The organism is Saccharopolyspora sp. SCSIO 74807, from assembly GCF_037023755.1.
Lineage (GTDB): Bacteria > Actinomycetota > Actinomycetes > Mycobacteriales > Pseudonocardiaceae > Saccharopolyspora_C > Saccharopolyspora_C galaxeae.
Map to the genome: position 1 here is coordinate 5,376,640 of NZ_CP146100.1, position 20,691 is coordinate 5,397,330.

General features: G+C 67.1%; 19 protein-coding genes and 1 pseudogene. 9 read left to right on the plus strand and 11 right to left on the minus strand.

The genetic code is table 11. The features are described 5' to 3' along the window. Nucleotides 1-96: 96 nt before the first annotated feature. The 6 genes and pseudogenes from V1457_RS24660 to V1457_RS24685 form a co-directional block, all read right to left on the minus strand. Nucleotides 97-393, minus strand: a complete 297-nt coding sequence (locus tag V1457_RS24660) for a hypothetical protein (RefSeq protein WP_338597191.1) — start codon at nucleotides 391-393, stop codon at nucleotides 97-99. A 117-nt stretch (nucleotides 394-510) separates the two neighbouring features. Then, the gene (locus V1457_RS24665) at nucleotides 511-1,461 is read right to left on the minus strand and encodes an ATP-binding protein (RefSeq protein WP_338597193.1); all 951 of its coding nucleotides are present in this window, start codon (nucleotides 1,459-1,461) and stop codon (nucleotides 511-513) included. 58 nt (nucleotides 1,462-1,519) lie between these two features. Further along, nucleotides 1,520-1,639: pseudogene (locus V1457_RS24670) on the minus strand (GNAT family N-acetyltransferase); the annotation flags it as partial. A gap of 589 nt (nucleotides 1,640-2,228) precedes the next feature. After that, a complete protein-coding gene (locus V1457_RS24675; RefSeq protein ID WP_338597194.1) occupies nucleotides 2,229-2,771 on the minus strand; it encodes a cation:proton antiporter in 543 nt (180 codons plus the stop codon). Between the two features lie 291 nt (nucleotides 2,772-3,062). Then, nucleotides 3,063-4,079 (minus strand): Dyp-type peroxidase, encoded by a 1,017-nt coding sequence (locus V1457_RS24680; protein ID WP_338597195.1) that lies wholly within the window; start codon nucleotides 4,077-4,079, stop codon nucleotides 3,063-3,065. 144 nt (nucleotides 4,080-4,223) lie between these two features. Next, on the minus strand, nucleotides 4,224-5,300 hold the full coding sequence (locus V1457_RS24685; RefSeq protein ID WP_338605109.1) for an NAD-dependent formate dehydrogenase: 1,077 nt from the start codon (nucleotides 5,298-5,300) through the stop codon (nucleotides 4,224-4,226). Nucleotides 5,301-5,742: 442 nt separating this feature from the next. Here V1457_RS24685 and V1457_RS24690 point away from each other — a divergent pair, with 442 nt between their 5' ends. Beyond that, nucleotides 5,743-7,098 (plus strand): GNAT family N-acetyltransferase, encoded by a 1,356-nt coding sequence (locus tag V1457_RS24690; protein ID WP_338597197.1) that lies wholly within the window; start codon nucleotides 5,743-5,745, stop codon nucleotides 7,096-7,098. 319 nt (nucleotides 7,099-7,417) lie between these two features. Here the strand turns inward: V1457_RS24690 and V1457_RS24695 are convergent, their stop codons facing one another. Further along, nucleotides 7,418-7,729, minus strand: a complete 312-nt coding sequence (locus tag V1457_RS24695) for a helix-turn-helix domain-containing protein (RefSeq protein ID WP_200072803.1) — start codon at nucleotides 7,727-7,729, stop codon at nucleotides 7,418-7,420. 1,066 nt (nucleotides 7,730-8,795) lie between these two features. On the opposite strand from V1457_RS24695, the gene V1457_RS24700 reads away from it, so the two are divergent. From V1457_RS24700 to V1457_RS24715, 4 genes are all read left to right on the plus strand, one after another. Continuing rightward, entirely contained in the window at nucleotides 8,796-8,966 is a 171-nt protein-coding gene (locus V1457_RS24700; protein WP_200072804.1) for a hypothetical protein, read from the plus strand. 71 nt (nucleotides 8,967-9,037) lie between these two features. Further along, complete coding sequence (locus V1457_RS24705; protein WP_407074721.1) at nucleotides 9,038-10,213, plus strand: iron-containing alcohol dehydrogenase; 1,176 nt, start codon at nucleotides 9,038-9,040, stop codon at nucleotides 10,211-10,213. A gap of 7 nt (nucleotides 10,214-10,220) precedes the next feature. Beyond that, complete coding sequence (locus V1457_RS24710; RefSeq protein WP_338597200.1) at nucleotides 10,221-11,582, plus strand: MadS family sensor histidine kinase; 1,362 nt, start codon at nucleotides 10,221-10,223, stop codon at nucleotides 11,580-11,582. Further along, nucleotides 11,575-12,255, plus strand: coding sequence for a MadR family response regulator transcription factor (locus V1457_RS24715; RefSeq protein ID WP_200072807.1), 681 nt, complete (start codon nucleotides 11,575-11,577; stop codon nucleotides 12,253-12,255). Before V1457_RS24710 ends, V1457_RS24715 begins: the two co-directional genes overlap by 8 nt. Nucleotides 12,256-12,269: 14 nt before the next feature. On the opposite strand, the gene mftM is transcribed toward V1457_RS24715, so the two are convergent. The 4 genes from mftM to mdo form a co-directional block, all read right to left on the minus strand. After that, nucleotides 12,270-13,178 (minus strand): mycofactocin oligosaccharide methyltransferase MftM, encoded by a 909-nt coding sequence (gene mftM / locus V1457_RS24720; RefSeq protein ID WP_200072808.1) that lies wholly within the window; start codon nucleotides 13,176-13,178, stop codon nucleotides 12,270-12,272. Further along, nucleotides 13,175-14,692, minus strand: coding sequence for a VWA domain-containing protein (locus tag V1457_RS24725; RefSeq protein ID WP_338597201.1), 1,518 nt, complete (start codon nucleotides 14,690-14,692; stop codon nucleotides 13,175-13,177). The genes mftM and V1457_RS24725 overlap by 4 nt, the downstream gene beginning before the upstream one ends. Nucleotides 14,693-14,702: 10 nt before the next feature. After that, nucleotides 14,703-15,863 carry a MoxR family ATPase gene (locus V1457_RS24730; protein ID WP_338597202.1) on the minus strand — a complete coding sequence of 387 codons (1,161 nt, stop codon included), beginning with the start codon at nucleotides 15,861-15,863 and terminating at the stop codon, nucleotides 14,703-14,705. An 80-nt stretch (nucleotides 15,864-15,943) separates the two neighbouring features. Next, the gene (mdo, locus tag V1457_RS24735; RefSeq protein WP_200072811.1) at nucleotides 15,944-17,236 is read right to left on the minus strand and encodes an NDMA-dependent methanol dehydrogenase; all 1,293 of its coding nucleotides are present in this window, start codon (nucleotides 17,234-17,236) and stop codon (nucleotides 15,944-15,946) included. Between the two features lie 417 nt (nucleotides 17,237-17,653). Between mdo and mftA the strand changes: the two genes are divergently transcribed. From mftA to mftD, 4 genes are all read left to right on the plus strand, one after another. Beyond that, nucleotides 17,654-17,755 (plus strand): mycofactocin precursor MftA, encoded by a 102-nt coding sequence (mftA, locus tag V1457_RS24740; RefSeq protein WP_338597203.1) that lies wholly within the window; start codon nucleotides 17,654-17,656, stop codon nucleotides 17,753-17,755. Continuing rightward, a complete protein-coding gene (mftB, locus tag V1457_RS24745) occupies nucleotides 17,745-18,053 on the plus strand; it encodes a mycofactocin biosynthesis chaperone MftB (RefSeq protein ID WP_200072926.1) in 309 nt (102 codons plus the stop codon). Before mftA ends, mftB begins: the two co-directional genes overlap by 11 nt. A gap of 75 nt (nucleotides 18,054-18,128) precedes the next feature. After that, the gene (gene mftC, locus V1457_RS24750) at nucleotides 18,129-19,307 is read left to right on the plus strand and encodes a mycofactocin radical SAM maturase (RefSeq protein ID WP_338605111.1); all 1,179 of its coding nucleotides are present in this window, start codon (nucleotides 18,129-18,131) and stop codon (nucleotides 19,305-19,307) included. Between the two features lie 53 nt (nucleotides 19,308-19,360). Next, nucleotides 19,361-20,527, plus strand: a complete 1,167-nt coding sequence (gene mftD, locus V1457_RS24755) for a pre-mycofactocin synthase MftD (RefSeq protein ID WP_338597205.1) — start codon at nucleotides 19,361-19,363, stop codon at nucleotides 20,525-20,527. The last annotated feature ends 164 nt before the right edge of the window (nucleotides 20,528-20,691 follow it).

The window sequence follows — 20,691 nt, forward strand, 5'->3', positions numbered from 1 at the left end:
CGTGCAAGGTACTCGGCGTAGCCGCAGTTGCCGGATCGCGATAATTCAACACCGAGCTGTCGCGAGCGAACCACGTCGAAGCCACATGTCACCGACCTAATGACGACTCCCGACCTCGACCCGACCAATGTCACGACCAGGGTGCGCCGGTAGCGCGGTGCCTTCTGAACAACGCACTACGACGCCCTGCAGATGCGATTTCAGATTCCGCACCTTCTGATCGAGACGGTGTTTCATCCGCATCAGCACAACGAACAGGCCACCCAATCCGACCTGAACCCATTCCGACGCTTGCCCGCCCGGTAGGACCAGCGCGCCAATTGCAATCGTGAGGGCCACTCCCGTGGGCAGCACCAGGATCAAACGAAGGTAACGCATTTCAGCCACCTGCACCCACCATTGATGCCTACTTTTCCAGTAGCAGCGCCCGAAAAACCGAAGATGCCACCCGCGCAGGTTCGTATTTCTTCCATCGCCGGCACGATCAACTTCGTCACGTGATCAGCCGTCCTACAGCCGGGTATATGCGTCGATATCCTGCTCAAACGTCGCGATGGCATCGGCGCTCAGCGTCGGGCGGGCGTCGGCGATCGCTTGCAGGTAGTCCGTGGTGACAGCGAGTTCACCGCTGTGTTCCAGCACGTCGCGCTCGAACGCGGCTTGGGCGCCCTGGCGCGCGGCGAACTCGATGTCGGCCGGTGTGAACAGTTCCGTTCGTTGCACCAGCAGATCCAGGTCGACGTTGTCCCGCGCCGGTCCGAGATAGCGCGACCAGATCGCTCGCCGCGCGGGAGGATCCGGTGGCCCGACCGGGATGATGTAGTCGAACCTGCCGGGCCGCAGGAAAGCGTGATCCAACGAGCTCACGGAGTTCGTGGCGCAGACCAGCAGGCGGTGGTCGTGTTCGCGGAAACCCGGGATGAGCTTGAGCAACTCATTGGTCACCCCATGGGCCGGACCCGCTGCCGGGCCAGAACGCGTACCAGCGATCTCTTCGACCTCGTCGATGAACAGGACGAGGTCGTCGAGCTCCTCCAGCTGCGCGAAGATCTCGCGCAGCGAAGCCGCCAACCCGTCCGGTGAGGAAGCGGCCAAGCGGGACGGGAACAATTCCACAAACGGCCAGTTCAGCCGGGAAGCGACCGCCTTGGCGAAGCTGGTCTTGCCGGTACCCGGAGGTCCGAACAGGACGATGGCTTTCGGGGGCAGCACACCGTGCCGTTCCGCCGGCCCCGGATGGGCGATCGGCAGCACGACCCGGCGTTCGATGACGTCCTTCTCCCGCCGCATCCCGGCCAGCGCGTCCCACCGGCCGGGTGGGAGAAGGCCGCCGCCGAGGTGTTCCAGCACGTCGAAGTCGGCTGGGTCGAGCTCGTCCACCTTTTCGAAGTAGGTCAGGTCGGTGCGCGGCCGGTAGCCCGAGTTGATCATCGCCTTGGACCCGGCGGCTCCTTCGGGCACCAAGCTGGCGATGCACCCCGTGCGCGCGCAGCCGCTTTTCGAGTTCAGCCAGCAGCGCGCTGCCGATGCCCCGGTTGCGCCACCGCGCGTCGAGGGCGAACAGCGCCAGCCACGCCCGCTCGCCCTCCACCTTGGCCGCCGCCATGCCGACGACGTCCTGCTGCACGACCGCGACCATCGCCGGATGCCCGGCCTGCGCGATCGAGACCACCTCGGCAGCCGAGAACACCGGTTCGGTGCCTTCCCGGCTCTGATCCCAGATGTGGATCGCCTGGTCCAGGTCATCACCATGGAAATCGCGCACTCGCCAAGACGGCACAGCACACCTCCTCGTCGCTCGGGCAGCGGCGTCGAGTAAAACGCCTCCACGACCCGTTGCCGCTGCGCCCGTTCCGATACCGGCGCCCACGACCGGTTCGTAGCGGGCGCAGCGGGCGGTCGAAAATCCCTTGAAACGATCGAATGCTCAGCACGGGCAACTTCTGCTGAAACGAAGTGCAACACATCTCGACCAGTGCGTCCAAAAGCTACTTTCGATGCTCCGATAACTCGAATCTATCAACGGAAATCGTTGCTGCACCGGGTCTGCGCACTCTTGCGCGACGCCCGGGGCACGCTCGGTCGCCGTGCCGGCGGCGGCTAGCGCCGGTCTGCAGCCGCGGGTTCTGGTGCCCGATGACCAGACCGGCCACGACCACGGCAAGGAGCCCCCGACGTCCGGCACAGCTCAGCTAGGACGTAGGCGGCGAAGGCGGTCGCCAACGAGATCACGTTGACCGACAGCGGGTCGGTGAGCAACAGCCGGGACAGTGCACCAGCCACGCCACCGCCGCACCGACCGACAGTCCGCCCAGTGCGGCCAGCAGGAAGCTGCCCGTGGCAGCGCCGAAGGAGAACTGACCACCGACGGCGACGGCTACCGCGACTTGGTACACCGTGAGCGCCGTCGCGTCGTTGAGCAGACCTTCGCCTTCGATCAACGTCGACAACCGCGCGGGCAGCCGCGCGCGCCGTCCCACCGCGAGCGAGGCGACGGGGTCCGGAGGCGCAACCGCCGCTCCCAGCGCGACCGCCGCGGCCAGCGGAACCGCAGGCACCAGCCACGCCACCAGCCCGCCCACCGCGAACGCCGTTGCGAGCACGAGCAGCACCGACAGGCTGATGACAGCGCGGAGACGGCTTCTCACCGCCAACAGGCTGGAGCTGGGCGCAGCGTGGTAGAGCAGCGGCGGCAGCACCACGTCGAGCACGACTTCCGGCTCGAGCCGCAACTTCGGTCCCGGTAGCGCGGCGTACACGAGGCCGATCACCGTGAGCAGGACCGCGGCCCGGCAGCTGCGTCCGTCCGCTGATCTTGCCGACCAGCACCACGACCCCGACGAGCGCAAGCACGAAGCCGATCTCACCTAGCATGTGAATGCCTCCGCATCGAGGTGGCCGCGCACGCGGAAAAGGTCCGCCGCGGACCACGCCTCCGCATCCGGAGTACGCCGCAGGAGACCTCGCCGTCCCCGCCGGTGCTCGAACCCGCGTTGCCCAGGTTCGCCGCCCCATGGCGGACGAGCACTCGGCCGATCTCCGGGCTCACGCACCTGCGCCGGTCAAGCACCCCCGATCGTCAACGACGTGTCGGCTTCGTTCGTGGGCCTGGCTTCCGGCACCGGAGGCTGATCAGCGAGGAAATCGGCGGTCGGCACGACGAACAACGACCCGGTGACCGCCGTGGAGAAGTCCAGGATTCGGTCGTGCGTTCCGGGCCCGGAGCCGACGAACATTTTGTCCAGCATCGTTTCGATGACCGCCGGGTCGCTCGCGTACCCGATGAAGTAGGTGCCGAACTCGCTCGATCCGACTCGTCCGAAGGGCATGTTGTCGCGCACGATCTGCAGTTCCTCGCCGTCCGGACCGTTGACCGTGTTGACAGCGATGTGCGAGTTCGGGGGCTTCGCGGCATCGTCAAGCTCGATGTCGTCGAGCTTCGTACGCCCGATCACCCGTTCCTGCTCCTCGGTCGACAACGCATTCCAGGCGCCGGTGTCGTGCAGGTACTTCTGCACGACGACGTAACTCGATCCCTCGAACGCGGGGTCCTGCTCGGCGGTGACCGTCACCGCCGCTCGAGCCGCCCCGCCGCTCGGGTTCTCAGTGCCGTCGACGAAGCCGAGCAAGTCGCGTTGATCCCAGTACTTGAACCCGTGCACCTCGTCGACCACCGTGGCCGAGCCGCGCAGCCGAGCCATTACCTGTGCGGCGAGTTCGAAGCACAGGAACAGCTGCCGCGCGCGGATGTGCAGCAGCACGTCGCCGGGAGTCGAAACCGCCCGGTGCCGGGGTCCTTCGAACTCGGGCAACCGGTGCAGCTCGGCAGGTCTGGGACCGGCGAACAACCGGTCCCAGGCCGCCGATCCGATGCCCGCGACGCAGGCCAGGCCACCTTCCGGGTAGCGGAACCCGACCGCACGCTGCAAACCGGCCAGGTCGGCGAGCAGGTCCCGCACGGCGGACTCGCCACCGTCGTCGATCGTCAGAACCAGGAACACCGCCGACTCGGTCAGCGGAGTCAGCACCGGTTGCTGCTCGGGGTACTCGCCCGGGGAGGTCGAGCTGGTCAACCCCATTCAGGCCTCCATGTCGTAGTGGGGAAGCACAGTCAGATCGGTCATTTTCCCGTCCTTCGCTCCTGGCACGGAAGCGCCCTGCCCGCAGTCGCGAGCCGCCTACGCCAATAACCGGACCGGCATTTCTCCGAAGTCGTACGCCGACTACGCGCCGCGACCGGCCTCGACGCCCGCACCGGCGGTATACGATTTCGCGCCTGTACCGGCCAGTTCGCCGCCTTCGACGATCAGGTACGCCTCCCGGATGTGGCGCCCGGCGAGGAAGTCCTCGAGGACCTCCCGCGTACCCGCGGCGTAGCGGGCCTGCGCCGACAGCGTCGTGCCCGACACGTGCGGCGTCATCGCTTGGTGCGGCATCGAGCGCCACGGGTGGTCGGTCTCCGGTGGCTGGGGGTACCAGACATCCCCTGCGTAGCCGGCCAGTTGACCGCTTTCCAATGCCTCGACCACGTCGTCTCGAACTGTGATCTCGGCTCGTGCGGTGTTGACGATGTACGAGCCGCGGCGCATCGAGTTGATCATCTCGCGGTCGAACAGGTGGTACGTCTGCGGATGCAACGGCGCGTGCAATGAAACGACATCGACCGACCTAGCGAGCGAGCCCGCATCGGGATGGAAGGCCGTCCCGAGCTCGTGTTCCACATCCGTCGGCAGTCGCATCGGGGAGAAGTAGTGCAACCGCACGCCGAACGGGGCCAATCTCCGCAGCACGGCCTGGCCGATGCGACCGGCGCCGATCACTCCCACATCCATGCCCTCCAGGTCGTACGATCTGGAGGCGGCATCAGCGATGTTCCAGCCACCGTTGACCACCCACTCGTGGGCGGGCAGGAAGTTGCGCACCAAGGTCAAAATTTGCATGACCGCGTGCTCGGCGACGCTGATGCTGTTGCTGTAGGTCACCTCGGCGACCGTGACCCCGGCCCGGATCGCGGCATCCAAGTCGACGTGATCCGACCCGATTCCCGCTGTCAGGGCCAGCTTCAGCTTCGGCGCCTTGGCGATCCGCTCGGCGGTGAGGTAAGCGGGCCAGAACGGCTGGGAGATGACGACCTCCGCGCCGGGCAGCTCACGTTCGAAAACGGAGTCGGGACCGTCCTTGTCGGAAGTGACGACCAGCTCGTGTCCCTGGGCTTCCAGGAACTCGCGCAACCCCAGCTCGCCGGAGACGCAGCCAAGCAGATGACCGGGAGTGAAGCCCAATGCCGACGGGGTGGGCAGCGTCTTCCAATTCCGAACCGCCCTTTTCGCAGTCCGGCCAAGTTACCGATCGGCGCCGCCCCACTGAACCGCCGAGTCCACTTCGGACTTCGCTGCCCTCAACTGCCCGAGGTTTGCGACGAACCTCAACTTGCAACCAGCATAAATTATGGACGATCGCGATTCCGGCGTCTAAGCGGAAATAACGAATAGCCGACAAGGGGCGTTTATGATGACCGGTCGATCGATCATCGCTTTTTCGCGCGACGAAAACCTCGTCGTGGAAAGATCGTCCAGTAACCCGGTGGGAAGCCGATCCCGAGCGCAGCGACTCGTCCCACTCTGCCGCCGACAGAACCGCCCTTCACTCAGGCCCCGTCAGCCGCCAACCCCTCCAGGCGGCGCGTGTCCCCGCCGCTCTCGCCGGTCCCTGCGGATCGTTCCGGTAAGCCGCACGGAGGTTGTGACTCGCGTGCAACACCGAGCTCAAACCAGGGAAACGGGGAGGGGCGATCCTCGGAGCATGCGCTGGATGCGACAGACAGGCTTTGTGCGCTGGGTACGAGCGCACGGCCGGGGCTGCTACGTTTTCGTGGGCGTGCTCGTCTGGATGACCGGACTCGTGTGGGCGGCGGCCGGTGGCGGGACCGCAACAGCGCTCATCGGCGCCGCGTTGTCAGCGCTGGCCGCAGTGACCGTCGGCGCGGCGAGCCGCAACGGCGCATCGAGTGGTGGGGCGGCCCCGGCAACAGCGTCGGAGACGCAGCGGCCGCTGGAGGTACGCGAAGCGGAACCCGACCGAAAACCGGTGCTGTGGCGCGTGCGCACCGGCGTGGTCGATGCGCCCGGCCAGTTGGCCGAAGTCGCTGCCGCACTTGCCGCTCTCGGCGCCGACATCCGCACCGTGCAAGTGCACCCCACCACCGAAGGTGCGGTGGACGAGATTCTCTTGCACGCCCCATCCGGGGTACGTCGTCGCGACCTCCTGCGGGCCGTGCGGGTTGCCGGAGGAACCAGCGTCCGTGTGGCGCGCGCTGAGGTGCACGAGCTTGATGACATACCGACGCGGGCATTGAGTGTCGCCACGGGACTGGTCACCGGGCGGACCGAACTGCGGCGTGGACTGGCCGTGCTACTCGGCGAGGTCGCGGTGGACTGGTGCGAACCGAACGTCCGCATCCAGGAGGACCAGCACACAATCGCCGTGCCCGCGCCCGGTGGAGGAATGTTCCGGGTGCACCGCAGCAACGGGGAATTCACACCGGCCGAGCAGGCCCGGGCCCAGCGCCTAGCGGATCTGGCGGCGCGCTCGTGGGAACGCACGCCCGCCCACGCCGACGTGATCGGCACACGTTCCGGCCGGGAACTTCCAACGCGAGTGGTGGACCGCAGCGACTACGCCCACCTCCTCGCCTTCTACCGAGCATGTTCACCGGCGTCCCGACACCGCCGCCACCGCGCAGGCCCTCCCGATCAAGACGAGATCCTGCGTCTGCTCACCCCGGGAGTCGGCCGGGCACTAGCGGTCTTCGACGGCGACGACATCATCGCGTGGGGAAACCTCGTGTACGAAGGCGAGCAAGGAGATGTGGCCCTACTCGTCCGCGACGACTGGCAACGGCGCGGCATCGGTACGGCGCTGGCACGACTGCTCGTCGACCACGCCGAACGCGTCGGCCTCTCCGCGGTATCAGCACGCACACAGGTGGACGACAGCCCCACTGCCGCGACACTACGCGCCGCCGGTTTCATCCTGCACCGCGTTCCCGAACCCGGCGAGTGGCACTGGACCCACACCGCGTCCGAACACGCCATTTGACCGGCCGACGCAGCGAACCTCAGCGAGGACGCCCTACTTTGTTCCCGGAGAACGTTCGAAAAGGATCAGGCATGTGACGAGCCGTCAGAAGGCCGCCGGTGTAGTCGGCGCTGATGTCGTCGAGATCCAGGCTCGCGGGCGCTCGGCACTGATGTAGCTGACCGCGCCCTCACCAATGACGGCGATCCGCCACGCGTTGGCCAATGGTCGAACCCGGTGGTTTTGCTCCGACCTTTCGGCAACTGGCGGCCGGTGACGAGCACAAGCGCGAGACAACCGGCCGCGCATGGGATGGTGATGTCGGCAAGAGCAGGCGTTGTCAACCTTCTCCGTCCGCGGGTGTGGCGCGCAGCTGCGCCAGCTGGTCTTCCAGGGCGATGATCCGGCACGCTCCCCACACCGGCATGCCCTGATCCACCAGCTCGCGCACCCGCGCGGCCCGCCGCAGCTGCGCGCGCGAATAGCGCCGATGCCCGCCTCCGGAACGCACTGGGACGAGCAACCCCGATTCCTCCAGCGAACGCAAGAACGGCTGGGTCGCACCCACCATCTCCGCCGCTCGCCCCATCGTGTACGCCGGGTACTCGGCGTCGTCGAACTTGTCCTCGATCCCGGCGTGTTCCTCGCTCATCGCACTCCCACGTAAGCCCCTCCACAAACGGACCCCCGACGCATCATCCGGCCTCCACGCCACCGCACTCCCATGGTCTGGCGTCACTGACCACCACCCTCGATGATCTGGCGGGCCCCGCCGTTCGGCACGACCAAGAACGTGGCCATCTCCGTCGCACGGCGAACTCAACACCTCGACCGCAAGCCCACGCGCTGCACTTCACAGGCACGGATGCAGGGGAGATGAGAATGAGAACCATTTTCGATAAGCTTCCGTCATGCGGCATACGGAAGGATTCACGGCGGTGGCGTGCGGGGTTGATCCCTGTCCGGCTGGGGGTGTCGACCCGCTGGCAGCGCTCCGATTAGCCGTCCGGCAATGCGAGCACGGCGTGCTGGTCCGAAGCGGTGGGTGCCCGCTGGCACTCCTGCCACGGACGAGCGGCACCCCAGCCTGCACGACATCGCAGCCGGGGGCGGGGCCGTTCGTTCTCGTGCAACCGTGCGACGCCGCCCGCCGAGCGAGCGGCGAGGTGGTGGTCGCGGGGCCGTTGCACGAATTGGCCGACGTGATCGACCTGTGCCACTGGCTCACCGATGGGCTGCTCACCGGCACGCCTCTCCCTGGCCACCTCCGGCCGGCGTTCGTCATCAGTACCGATCGCCGCTCGTAGCCTCTCCCGACGATCAGTACGCACCCCCGGGCTCACGCCAGCTGCCGCGGTTTCGACATGCAGGGACGGCCCGGTATTTCCATGCTCAATCGCGGAAAACCTCGCCACCGAAGTGGCGACCGCGGACGAAGCTCGCCACGTGCGACAACGACCACCCCGACCGCCCCAGACGACCTCTGTGTCCACTGTGGATGACTTCTGCACTCGCAGCGGCGCTGCGACTCTCGATGTGCCCAAGATGAGCCACGGCGCGTACCGCCGCAGTTCCGGTTCCGCGCTCCGGTCCCTGCCCAGTTGGACAGGTGCAGGCCCGATCGACTGGGGAGGTTACGTCCCCGTGAGAGACAGATTACGGTCGGGACTTGTCGAGGTCACTGTCGTAGCGCTGCTAGTGCACCGAGGAGAACCGCTGTGGACCGTTACGTGGTGGAACCGAACTTCCCCGATGCCGGGGGGCTTTCCGAAGACGGCCTACGCACACTGTCGGCGGCGAACGAGGTACTCCGATCCACGCACTACGACCTGCAGCTGCTCGTGCGAGTGACCTCACCTGACGAGCCGTCCCAGACCGCGAGCGCTTGATGCCCCGGGTTGGCGTGGGCCCAGGCTCCAACGGCGACTGGACTGGGACGGAGCAACTGGCGGGACCTCGTGTGCCGGCTGAGCCGACGACAGCGAGCGGACAGCTCGCCAAGTTTCATGCGCCCGAGATCGTGTTCGGCCAGAACGCGCTGTTGGAACTCGGACACAGCGCGGGGCGCCTCGGAGCGCGGCACCCATTCCTGCTGACCGACGCAGGTGTGGTGGAGGCAGGCTGGGCGCATCGAGCGTGCGAGCAGCTCAGGTCGGTCGGGCTGCACCCCGTTGTGTGGTCCGACCTGACCCCCAATCCCAAGGACTTCGAGGTCCAGGCGGCATACGACCGGTACGTCGACTCCGGTGCGGACGTGATCATCGCGGTAGGGGGTGGCTCCTGCGTGGACGCCGCCAAAGGCGTCGCGATCCTGTCCGGCAACGGCGGCCACATCCTCGATTACGAAGGGGTCGACGAGGTCGTCAAGCCGATTCCACCACTTGTGATGGTGCCCTCGACTTCCGGCACGGGAGCCGACGTTTCCCAATTCTGCGTGGTCACCGACACCTTCCAGGAGACCAAGGTGACCATCATCAGCCGCACCCTCGTTCCCGAGATATCGATCGTCGACCCGCTTCTGCTGACCACGATGCCGGAGTGGCTCAACGCCGCCACCGGCCTCGACGCTCTTGCCCACGCCGTCGAGTCCTACGTCTCCCGTGCGCACAACCCGCTCACCGATCACCACGCGTTGCACGCGGTCAGCCTGGTGACCGAGAATCTCTTGCGCACGCTCGTCGATCCCCAGAACATGCAGGCACGAACGGCGATGGCCCAAGGGTCCTTGGAAGCCGGCATGGCCTTTACCAACGCGATCCTTGGCGCCACCCACGCGATGAGCCACCAAGTGGGAGGGCTCCTGGACGCGCCGCACGGAATGATCAACGCCATCCTGCTGCCCCACGTCATCCGGTTCAACGCCGCGGAAGACCCCGTCCGCTACGGGCCCCTGGCTCGTGCAGCCGGGATCGACATCGACCGGGTGCGGGCGGACCAGGCCGCCGAGCTGCTCGCCGACCGCGTGCGCGAATTGGCCGACTCGCTCGGCGTGCCGCGAGGACTGCGCGGGCTGGGAGTCGGCGAGCACAACGTCGCCAGCCTGGCCCGGACGACGATGCGGGACGCTTGCTTGACGACCAACCCCCGGACCATGGACCAGCAGCAGGCCGTGGCGCTGTTCCGCGCCGCCATGTGAGGGCCCCATGCACGACCCGGACCGCTCCGAATCGCCCGCGCTCGGGAAGTTGACCGGAGTCCGTTCGAGCAAGCACTCGTTCTACCCGGAGTACCGGCGCTCGAACGAACGGCTGACGCACACCGTCCGCGCGTTGGACGAGATCTCGCAGGCACTCGTGCGGTCCGCGGAAGGGCCGCGCGCGCTGGTGGAAGCCGTGGTCACCGCGGCGGCCGATCACCTGCAGGCGCAGTGGCTGCTGCTGGCGATCTCCGGCGGCCAGCTCAGCGGGATGCGGCCGAGCCAGTTGCTCTACCACCACGGGACGTTCATCGACGACCAGCACGACATGCCGCGGCCGATCCGCCATCACTTGACCATGGTGCGCACCTCCCCGTGGGAACTGGGCACCTGCTCGTTGAACAACGGACTGGTTCGCGCGCCGATGATGCTCGACGACGAACCGGTCGGCGGGATCGTCGCGCTCGCGGGCGAGGACGTGCAGCTCGCCGACACGGACCTGGCCATCATCCGCGTGCTGGCCAACCAAGCGGCGGTGGCGCTGTACAACTCGCATCTGTTCCAGACCGCGACGCACTTGCGGGGCCGCACCGACCAGCTCACTGCAGAGGCGTCCCGGCAAGCCGAACACCTCGTTCAACGGCAAGCGGAACTGGAGCACGTTCAGCAACAGCTGACCGCGGCCATCCAACGCCAAGTGATCGACGAAGAGCGCCACCGCATCGCCAGGGAGCTGCACGACAGCGTCACGCAAGCCGTGCTCAGCGCCGGAATGATCGTCGAGGTTTGCCGTTCCGAGCTGGAGGTCCTTCCGCCGCCTGCCCCGGCCCTTGCCCAACGGCTGGAGCCGGCCAAGGAGCTCACCCAGCAAGCCGTCGCGCAGCTGCGATCGGCGATCTACGCGCTGCACAACGCCAGTGACGAAGCCCCGGGGTCGCTACCGGTGCTGCTGGAACGACTCTCGCACGTGCACCTGCCCACCGAGTTGGAGGTCGCGGTGCGCGTGGAAGGCGACGCGATCGCACTGCCGCCCGCGATCGAGCACTCGATGCTGCGACTGACCGGCGAGGCGCTGTTCAACACGGCGATGCACGCCCACGCCGATCAAGCCGTGGTCGTTCTCCGGTACCGGCCCGATCGGGTCCTGCTGTCGGTCGGCGACGACGGAACCGGCGACCCGGATGTTCTGCAGCGCGACCTGCTTTCCGCCGGCAATGAGCACAGCGGATACCACTGCGGTTTGGCGAACATGGTGCACCGAGCCGAGGAGATGGGCGGCACGCTGAGCATTCGACGCGCGGAGCTCGGCGGCGTGTTGGTGCACCTGGATGTCCCGCTTTCCCCGGCATGGAGGGTTTCCGATGATTGAGGCAGCACAGCGGCACGAACCGCCCCGGGGCTCGCAGGAGGAGACCGTGGGGATCATGCTGGTCGACGACCACGCCATCGTCCGGCAAGGGCTTCGCGCCGTGCTGGAGCGAGAAACGGATCTGGCGGTGGTGTGCGAGGCTTCCAGCGCCGAGGAAGCGCTGGCATCCGTGACGCGGTACGCCCCCACCGTCGTCCTGCTCGACCTGAAGCTCTCCTACGGCGACTCCACCGAAGGCTTGCGGTTGTGCGAAGAACTCATCCGCGCACGTCCCAACATCGGCGTGCTCGTGTTCACGACCTTCCTCGAAGACAACCTCGTGATCGAGGCACTTCGGCGGGGGGCGAGAGGTTACGTGGTCAAAGATGTCGACACCACCGAGTTGGTCCGGTCCATCCGCGCGGTCGCGCGCGACGAGAGCGCGTTCGACTCGCGGTCCGCAGCTGCGATGGCGCACTCGATCAGCAACCAGGACGACACGCCTGAGCTGACACCCCGAGAGCTAGGGGTGCTGCAGCTGCTCGCACGCGGTATGAACAACCGGGAGATCGGTGAGCAGCTCCACATCTCCGAGACGACGGTGAAGTTCCACACCCGCAACGTCAAGCGCAAGCTCAGCGTGTGCAGCCGAGCGGAGGCCGTCTACGCCGCGAGCAAAGAAGGATTGATCTGACCACCGACGCCGCATCAGCGGCGATCGATGACCAACCAGCCGCCGTGGTGCTCCTCCACCCGGAAATGTGCTCCGGCGCCGCGGCCGAGTTCTTCCAACGCCGGTAGGTCGAACGTGCGTACGTGGCCGTAGGCCGCAGTGGGCTCCGGCTCGAACGGGACGGCGATGACCACCCGTTCCCGCGCGAGGCGAAGTGCCTCGGCCAGGACCGCGGCGCCATGGACCGGTTCGAGATGTTCGAGCAGGTGCACGGCGAGCACCGTGTCCACGGCGCCGTCCGGCAACGGGATTCGGGCTGCGTCGCAGACGAGGGTGCCGACGGGCGTGCGGCGCTGCCGCGCCATTCGTCGCAGCAGATCGATGCTGCCCTGGTCGATGTCCGCGGCGATCACCTCGGTACCGGCGCGTGCGGCCAACAGCATCGCCAGGAATCCGAAGCAGGACCCGACGTCCAGAACGCGCCCGGGTGGCACGAGTTCCAGACTGCGGCGGTAGACCGGAACGATCTCCGCTATCGCGGAGCAGCGGGGTCCCGGTTCAGCGGTCCACAGCCGCCGGATGTGCTCGAGGGTGTTGTCGTAGAACAGCGACCAGGCTCGCCCGGGATCGTCCACAGTGGTCTTGACGACGCCGGTGAACACGCGCTCGAAGATGTCGACGCTGCTGCTGAGCCAACCCGGGGCGAACAACTCGTGGCGGAGCAGTCCGGCGAGGTCGTTGTCGAGCTGCTCCGGTGGGATCCGGTGACCGATCCGGAGGCGGTCCCCGTTGCGGTGCAGACAGAAGTGCCGCGTGCGGGCCACCGTTACCGCATCGGATGCATCGTGGTCTCCGCCGCGCACGACTTCGACCAGCCCGTCGTCGTAACGTCCCGGGGTCGAAGGGCCGAGCGTGTCGAGCGGCCCACCGGCTCGCTGGTTCATCGGCCGGTCACCTCCGCGGCCATGCGCTCCGCCGTGCGGCGCAGCCCGGTCAGGTCACGCACCACTTGGACCCGGTCGCAGTGTTCGGCGTAATGCGGCAGGTCGCAGCCCCCGAGGCCCCACGAGTACCGCGGTTCCGGGGTCAGCCAGATGAGTTCCTTGCAGTGCCGGGAAATCTCGTTCAACCCGGGTAGATTGGCCGGACGCCCGTTGTTGCGCCCATCCCCGAGGATCACGACCGTGGTGCGGCTGTCGATCGCGTCGCGGAAATCAGCGCGGAAGTCGGCCAAGACGCGTCCGTAGTCGGAGTCGGCGTCGACGTCGAGGGTGTGCCCGTCGAAGATGAGCCCGAGCGCGTGTTCGGCCGGGTGCGCGCTGAACAGCGCGGTCACCTCGACGATTTCGGCCACGAACGCGAAGCTGCGAACCTTGCGGAACTGGTTCTGCAAGCCGTGCACCAAGTGGAGCGTGAACCGAGCGGTGGCTCGCACGGACAGGCTCACGTCGGCGAGCACCACCAACCGCGGCTTGTCCTCGCGACGCCGCACGGTGACCGGCCGGAACGGCACGCCGTCGAAGCGCATGTTGCGACGCATCGTGCGCGCCGAGTCGATGCGTCCTCGCGGAGAAACCACGCGCCGGCTGGTGAGCCCGCCGCGGAGGCTGCGGGCGAGTTGGTCGAGTGATCGCTCGAGTTCGTCACGCTCACCTTGGTCGACGTGGTCCGAGCAGGACGGATCATCGACCTCGGAAGCGGAGTGCCCGGCCGCCAGCAGGCGGGCGATGTGTTGCTCGAGCGCTTCCGGGAGGTTGTTCAACAGCCCGGACAGCCGGGCGCGCAACTCCTCGGCGTCATCGAGGTCTCCATCGTCGCGCGCACTGGTGGGGTCGGTGAGCGGGCTGAGCCATCCCAGCAGGGCGTCCTGCTGCTGATCGCTGAGGTCGGCGTCGATGCGGTGCGCGTTGGCCGCGGACAACCGGCCGGGCGGTGGTGTGCCGCCCATCCGGTCGGTCTCCAGCTGCACGTGATCGCTGTTGCCGATGCTGGCCACGTCGTCCTGGGAGAGCATGAGCTCGTCTTCCGAATCGGAGCTCATGCTGATCGGGTTGAGCTCCGGGTGCGGGCTGTAGCGTTCGACGAGGTCGTTGTCGTCGAACAGATCACCGACCGCTGCGTCCGGGCTTTCCATGTCCGCCCGTGGTGGGCGCTGCTCGACGTCTCCGAGGACGAAGTCCTCCAGCGGTTCACCGCCGCCCTGGGATCGCCCTTCGTGTCCCTCGCTCACGGCCGCGGCAGGCGCCTCGACGAATACGATGTGGAAGAGTTCGTCGAACACCGGGTCGTCGCGGTGATCCTTGATCAAGGCGCTCCGGAGTGCTTCCCGGAACGCCGGCCGCTGCGCCAACACCCCGGGGGCGCACAGCGCGCGCAGCGCGTCGACGACTTCGGAGACCGATATGCGCACGTTCCGCGCGCGCAACGAGCGAGCGAAACGCAAGATCGTGAACTCCATGACCGCTCCTTCAACCGCGGCGGCGGAACTTGGAGGTGAACGACCGCTCCCCTTGTCCGGTGCTGACCCGCGGCCGCGCGGGCTGCCCGTCGACGGCCGGTTGGCTGCGTTCGCCGTACGTTCCGGGGCCGTGCCTGCCGGGGTGGTCCTTGGCGCTGCGCACCGTCCGGCCCTCTCGATCAGCCGGCGCGTGTTCGGTTGCGGCGTCCACTTGAGCCGGCACCGAGGCGGGTTCGGGGATCTCGCCCTGGACGAGCGCCGCCAACTGCTCGCGGGCTCGGGCGAGATCCTTGTCGTACTTGAGGACCACCGACAACGTCTCGTCCAGTTCGGCCGTGCCGAGCTCGGAAATGCCGAGGACCGCCAGCGTGCGCGCCCAGTCGATGGCCTCGGAGATGCTTGGCGGCTTGCGCAAGTCGAGTTCCCGGAGCCCGCGCACGACCTGCACCAGGTGCTCGGCGACGGCGTCGCCGAGGCCGGTTCCCTTGGACTGGATGATCTGCAGTTCGCGATCGGCATCGGGATAGTCGAGGAACAGGTGCAGGCAACGCCTCTTCAACGCCGCAGACAGATCGCGGGTGTTGTTGGAGGTCAACACGACGTACGGCGCGTGGCGGGCGACGAAGGTTCCGATCTCGGGTATCGAGATCTGGCCTTCGGCCAAGACCTCCAGCAGCACGGCCTCCAGCGCCTCGTCGGCGCGGTCGATCTCGTCGACGAGCAGGACCACCGGGGCCTCGGAGCGGATCGCTTCGAGCAGGGGGCGCGAGGAGAGGAAGCGCTCGGAGAAGAACACGTCGTCGTGCGAACCGATCTGCTCGATGGCCTCGGCGATGCCGGTCGAGCTCTCGACGATGTCACCGATCTTCTCGCGCAGCATCTGGGTGTAGAGCATCTGCTTGCCGTAGTCCCACTCGTACAGGGCGCGGCTTTCGTCCTGCCCCTCGTAGCACTGCAACCGCACCACGCGGCGACCGGTGCTGTCGGCCAGCGCGTGGGCGAGCTCGGTCTTGCCGACGCCGGCCGGGCCTTCCAGCAGCACCGGTTTGATCAGCCGGGTCAGCAGGTACACGGTGGTCGCCAACCTCCGGTCGGCCAGGTAACCCACCTCCGCCAGCCGGCTGATCGTGTGCTCGACGGAGTCGAATTCGTAGCTCGGCGTGGGATTCACGGACTCGCCTTTCCACGTGGTTTCGACTGGCCGGTGCCCGCCCGCGCATCGGCGGGCGGGCACCGGAGGAGGACTCGACCTCAGCTCACCAGGTCTTCCAGGTCCCCGTTGAAGGCGTGCTCGACGACCGGGCGAACGGTCTCGAACGTCGTCTCCTTGGGGTTCCCCGGCGTGCAGCTGTCGCCGAGGATGTGCCGGGAGACGCGATCCACGTCTTCCTTGTCGCCCTTGATCGCCGTGCGCTTCTGGTAGAACTTCGTGGGCCCCTGACCGAGGCGGTTCTTCTCGTGGGTGTCCTGGGTGATGTCGGTGAGCTTCTCCGGAATGCCCACGTCGCGCAGGAGCCGGATCGCGGCGTCCACTGCGGCGTCCGCGGCCTTGACGTCCGTCATTCCGTGGGTGTCCACGCCCAGCGCCTCGGCAAGCTTGGCGTACTGCTTGTAGGCCACCGGCAGGTTCCAGGCCCACACGCGCGGCAGTGCGATCGCGTTGTTCAGGCCGTGGTGGGTGTCGTAGAACGCGCTGACCGCGTGCGAGATCGAGTGCACCACGCCGAGGCCGCCGGAGTTGAAGGCCTGCCCCGCGATGTACTGCGCGTACATCATCCCTTCGCGGGCGGCCAGGTTCTGACCGTTCCACGTGGCGGTGCGCAGGTGCTGGCCGACGAGCTCGGCAGCGTGCCGCGCCTGCCCCATCGACGGGGTGAAGTCGAGTCGGGCGACGTAGGGCTCGGAGGCGTGCGCGAGCACGTCGAAACCGCACTGGGCGCTGAAGTGCGTCGGCAGGTCGTAGTACAGCACCGGATCATCGATGGCCAGCGTGCTCACCGAGTGGTCGTCGAAGGCGACGTACTTGTGCGGGTTGTCCGGGTCAGTGGTCGTATCCGTGATCACGTACGCCCACGAGGTCTCCGAGCCGGTTCCTGCAGTGGTGGACACCGCGATGTGCGGCGGGTTCTTCGAATTCTCGCTCTTGTTGAACCCTTCGAATTCATTCACGTTCCGCCCGTCGTGCGCCACCGAGATCCGCGCGCCCTTGCAAGCATCGTGGGAGGACCCACCGCCGATGGAGACGAAGCCGTCGCACTTGTTCTCCTGGTAGAGCTGCACCGAATCCATGACGTTGTAGTCCTTGGGATTCGACTCCACCTGGTCGTACAGCACGGGATCGAGCCCGTGGTACTTCAGCGACTCGAAGATCTTGTGCACGATGTCGGTGCCGCGAAGTCCAGAGGTCATCACGAGCGGGCGACGCATCCCGATCTTCAGCGCTTCCGGGCCGATCATCTCGTGCGACCCAGGCCCTAGAAGTGCTCGGGGAACCGGGTGGAACTCCTTGAGCGGGAAGGGCTTGAACAGCTCTTCGACCTGCATTCGCATCTCCTCTCGCCGCGCTTTGCCGAACCGTGCGTTCACGCGGTTCGGACTACCCAAGTGATCGGCGTCACTGAAATCTGACGCTAGGGCTTTCAGCGCGGCGAGCGGAAGACGTCGCGCGGCGAACCGACGCTTCGGCGAGGCAAGAACGACTGATCGGGCCGGACGGATCCTGCCTACGTGGGCAGGAAATCGTTGTCCACTCCGCAGGAAACGAGCCGCACCGCACGTCTCGGACGGCGACCATCCACCTCTGGTATCGAGTGGGACAGGTTGCGACCCTGACCAACCGGACAGGAAATCCGTGCCCGCTCGCACGGCGACCGTGCTGCGCGGCGCCGACTAACTTCAGCACCTGCTCCGTTTTCCACCCCGCTTCGCGCTGCGAAAAGCACGACCAGGAGGAATTGCCCGATGAGTGAGCAGAACAGTGCCGAGCAACCACCCGCCGAGGACATCGAGAACGACGTGCTGGTCGAGGAGGTTTCGATCGACGGGATGTGCGGTGTCTACTGAGGACCGCTCCTCCGGGGTTCCGGTCCCGGAGGATTCCTCGGAGTTCCACCCGGACCGCGCCTACCGGCTCAGTGCCGACGTAGCGCTCCGCGCGGAGCATTTCGGCGCGCTCGCGTACCACTTCGGCACCCGCAAGCTGTCGTTCCTGAAGACACCGCAGCTGGTGGAACTCGTGACGAACCTGCACCAGCATCCTTCCGCACGATCCGCGGTGAGCCACCTGCCTGGCGCCGAGCGAGCGAGCTACCTGCGCGCCCTGGCCGGATTGGCCGGTGCGCGCATGATCGTGCCCGCTTGAGCGCGCCCCACCGCAGTCGAAAGGTCAGCTATGCACGCACCTCTGAAAACCAGCACCGGCGGCACCTCGCAGGTACTGCCGCTCGTCGAGCAGTTCAAGTCCGGGTTGGCGTCACCGATCTGCCTGACCTGGGAGTGGACCTACGCCTGCAACCTGTCCTGCGCGCACTGCCTGTCCTCATCCGGTCGCCGCGATCCGGACGAGCTGGGCACCGACGAGATCAAGTCCGTGATCGACGAGCTGGAGCGGATGCAGGTCTTCTACGTCAACATCGGCGGTGGGGAACCCACCGTGCGCCCGGACTTCTGGGAACTCGTCGAGTACGCGGTCGACCATCACGTCGGTATCAAGTTCTCCACCAACGGCTACCGCATCACCCAGGAGCGGGCACGCTGGCTGGCCGAGGCCGACTACGTGGACGTGCAGATATCACTGGACGGCGCCACACCCGAAGTCAACGACGCCGTACGCGGCCCGGGCTCGTACACCACCGCGATGCGGGCGATGGAGAACCTCGCAGCCGCCGGGATGCGGGGGTTCAAGATCTCGGTGGTGATGACCAGCCAGAACGTCGGCCAGCTCGACGAGTTCAAGCGCATCGCCGACCACTTCGACGCCCAGCTGCGCATCACCCGCCTGCGCCCGTCGGGACGCGGCGCGGACGTGTGGGACGAACTGCACCCCACCGCCGCGCAACAGCGCCGGCTCTACGACTGGTTGGTGGCGCACGGCGAGGACGTACTCACCGGTGACTCGTTCTTCCACCTCAACGCCCTCGGATCGGACCCGCTGCCCGGACTGAACCTGTGCGGGGCGGGCCGGGTCGTGTGCCTGATCGATCCGGTCGGAGACGTCTACGCCTGCCCATTCGCCATTCACGACGCTTTCCACGCGGGCAACATCCGCGAGGCGGGGTTCGGGCCGGTGTGGCGGGATTCAGAGCTCCTCAACGACCTGCGACGTCCGCAGACCGGCGGAGCGTGCGTCTCGTGCTCCGCCTACGACGCCTGCCAAGGTGGCTGCATGGCCGCGAAGTTCTTCACCGGCCTGCCCCTCGACGGCCCCGATCCCGAGTGCGTCAAGGGCCACGGTGAGGCCGAGCTGGCCCGGGTCGACGCGCAACAGGCACCACGTCCGGCGCAGGACCACTCCAAACCCAATGCCAAGCGACAACAGGTGATGCTCGGACTCCCCGGGCTGCGCCAGCGTCCGGACCGCGCCTGCGACCAGAGCCCGCTCGCGGGCTTGTCCTGAGCGGCCCCGCTGACTGCCCCGCCCCGTTCGCCGATGTGAAAGAGGAAGTGCCCATGGGTAGAGGCTGGTTCGAAACGGTCGCCGAAGCACAGCGCCGCGCGCGAAAACGCCTCCCGGCATCGGTCTACAGCGCCTTGATCGCCGGTGCCGAGCAGGGCAGCACGCTCGAAGACAACCAGGCGGCGTTCACGGAGCTGGGTTTCGCGCCGCACGCGGCGGATCTCTACGGGCAACGAGACCTCGGCACCACGGTGATGGGCCAGTCGCTCTCGTTGCCCGTGCTCATCTCCCCCACCGGTGTGCAAGCCGTGCATCCGGACGGTGAAGTGGCCGTCGCGCGCGCCGCTGCCGCCCGCGGTACAGCCATGGGGCTGAGCGGATTCGCGAGCAAACCCGTCGAAGAAGTCGTCCGGGCCAACCCGCAAACCTTCTTCCAGACCTATTGGGTGGGCAGCCGCGACGACATCGAACGGCGGATGCAGCGTGCGCGCGAGGCCGGCGCGATCGGCCTGATCGCCACCACCGACTGGTCCTTCTCGCACGGCCGGGACTGGGGCAGCCCCGCGATCCCGGAGAGGATGAACCTGCGCACCAAGCTCAAGTACGCCCCGCAGGCGCTGACGCACCCCGGCTGGTTCGCCGAGTTCGCCAAGCGACGCCAGATCCCCGACCTGACTGTTCCGAACATGCAGCAAGGTGACGATGCGGCGCCGACCTTCTTCGGCGCCTACGGCACCTGGATGTTCACCCCGCCGCCGAGCTGGGAGGACATCACCTGGATGCGCAAGCAGTGGGACGGGCCCTTCATGCTCAAAGGCATCTGCCGGGTCGATGATGCCAAGCGCGCCGTGGACGCAGGGGTCACCTCGATCTCCGTGTCCAACCACGGCGGCAACAACCTCGACGGCACACCGGCGAGCATTCGCGCACTACCCGCGATCACCGACGCAGTGGGCGATCAAGTAGAAGTGCTGCTCGACGGCGGAGTGCGGCGCGGTACCGATGTCGTCAAAGCGCTCGCACTCGGCGCCCGGGCGGTCATGATCGGTCGCGCCTACCTCTGGGGCCTGGCGGCCAACGGGCAAGCGGGTGTCGAGAACGTACTCGACATCCTGCGCGGCGGGATCGACTCCGCCCTGCTCGGGCTCGGACACCGCTCGGTGCACGAACTCGGCCGGTCCGACCTCCTAGTTCCACCCGGATTCGCAAGAGGGCTCTGAAACAGCACGTACTACGGCCACAACGCACCACGCCACCGACCTGCTCACCAGCCCGCACCACCAACGACGCGGTGTGGACCAGTTGTATTCCCGCCGCGCCGAGGCCAGGATCCCGACCGGGATCATGACGACGAAAGCGCCGATGAAGAACTGGCCGTCGAGCT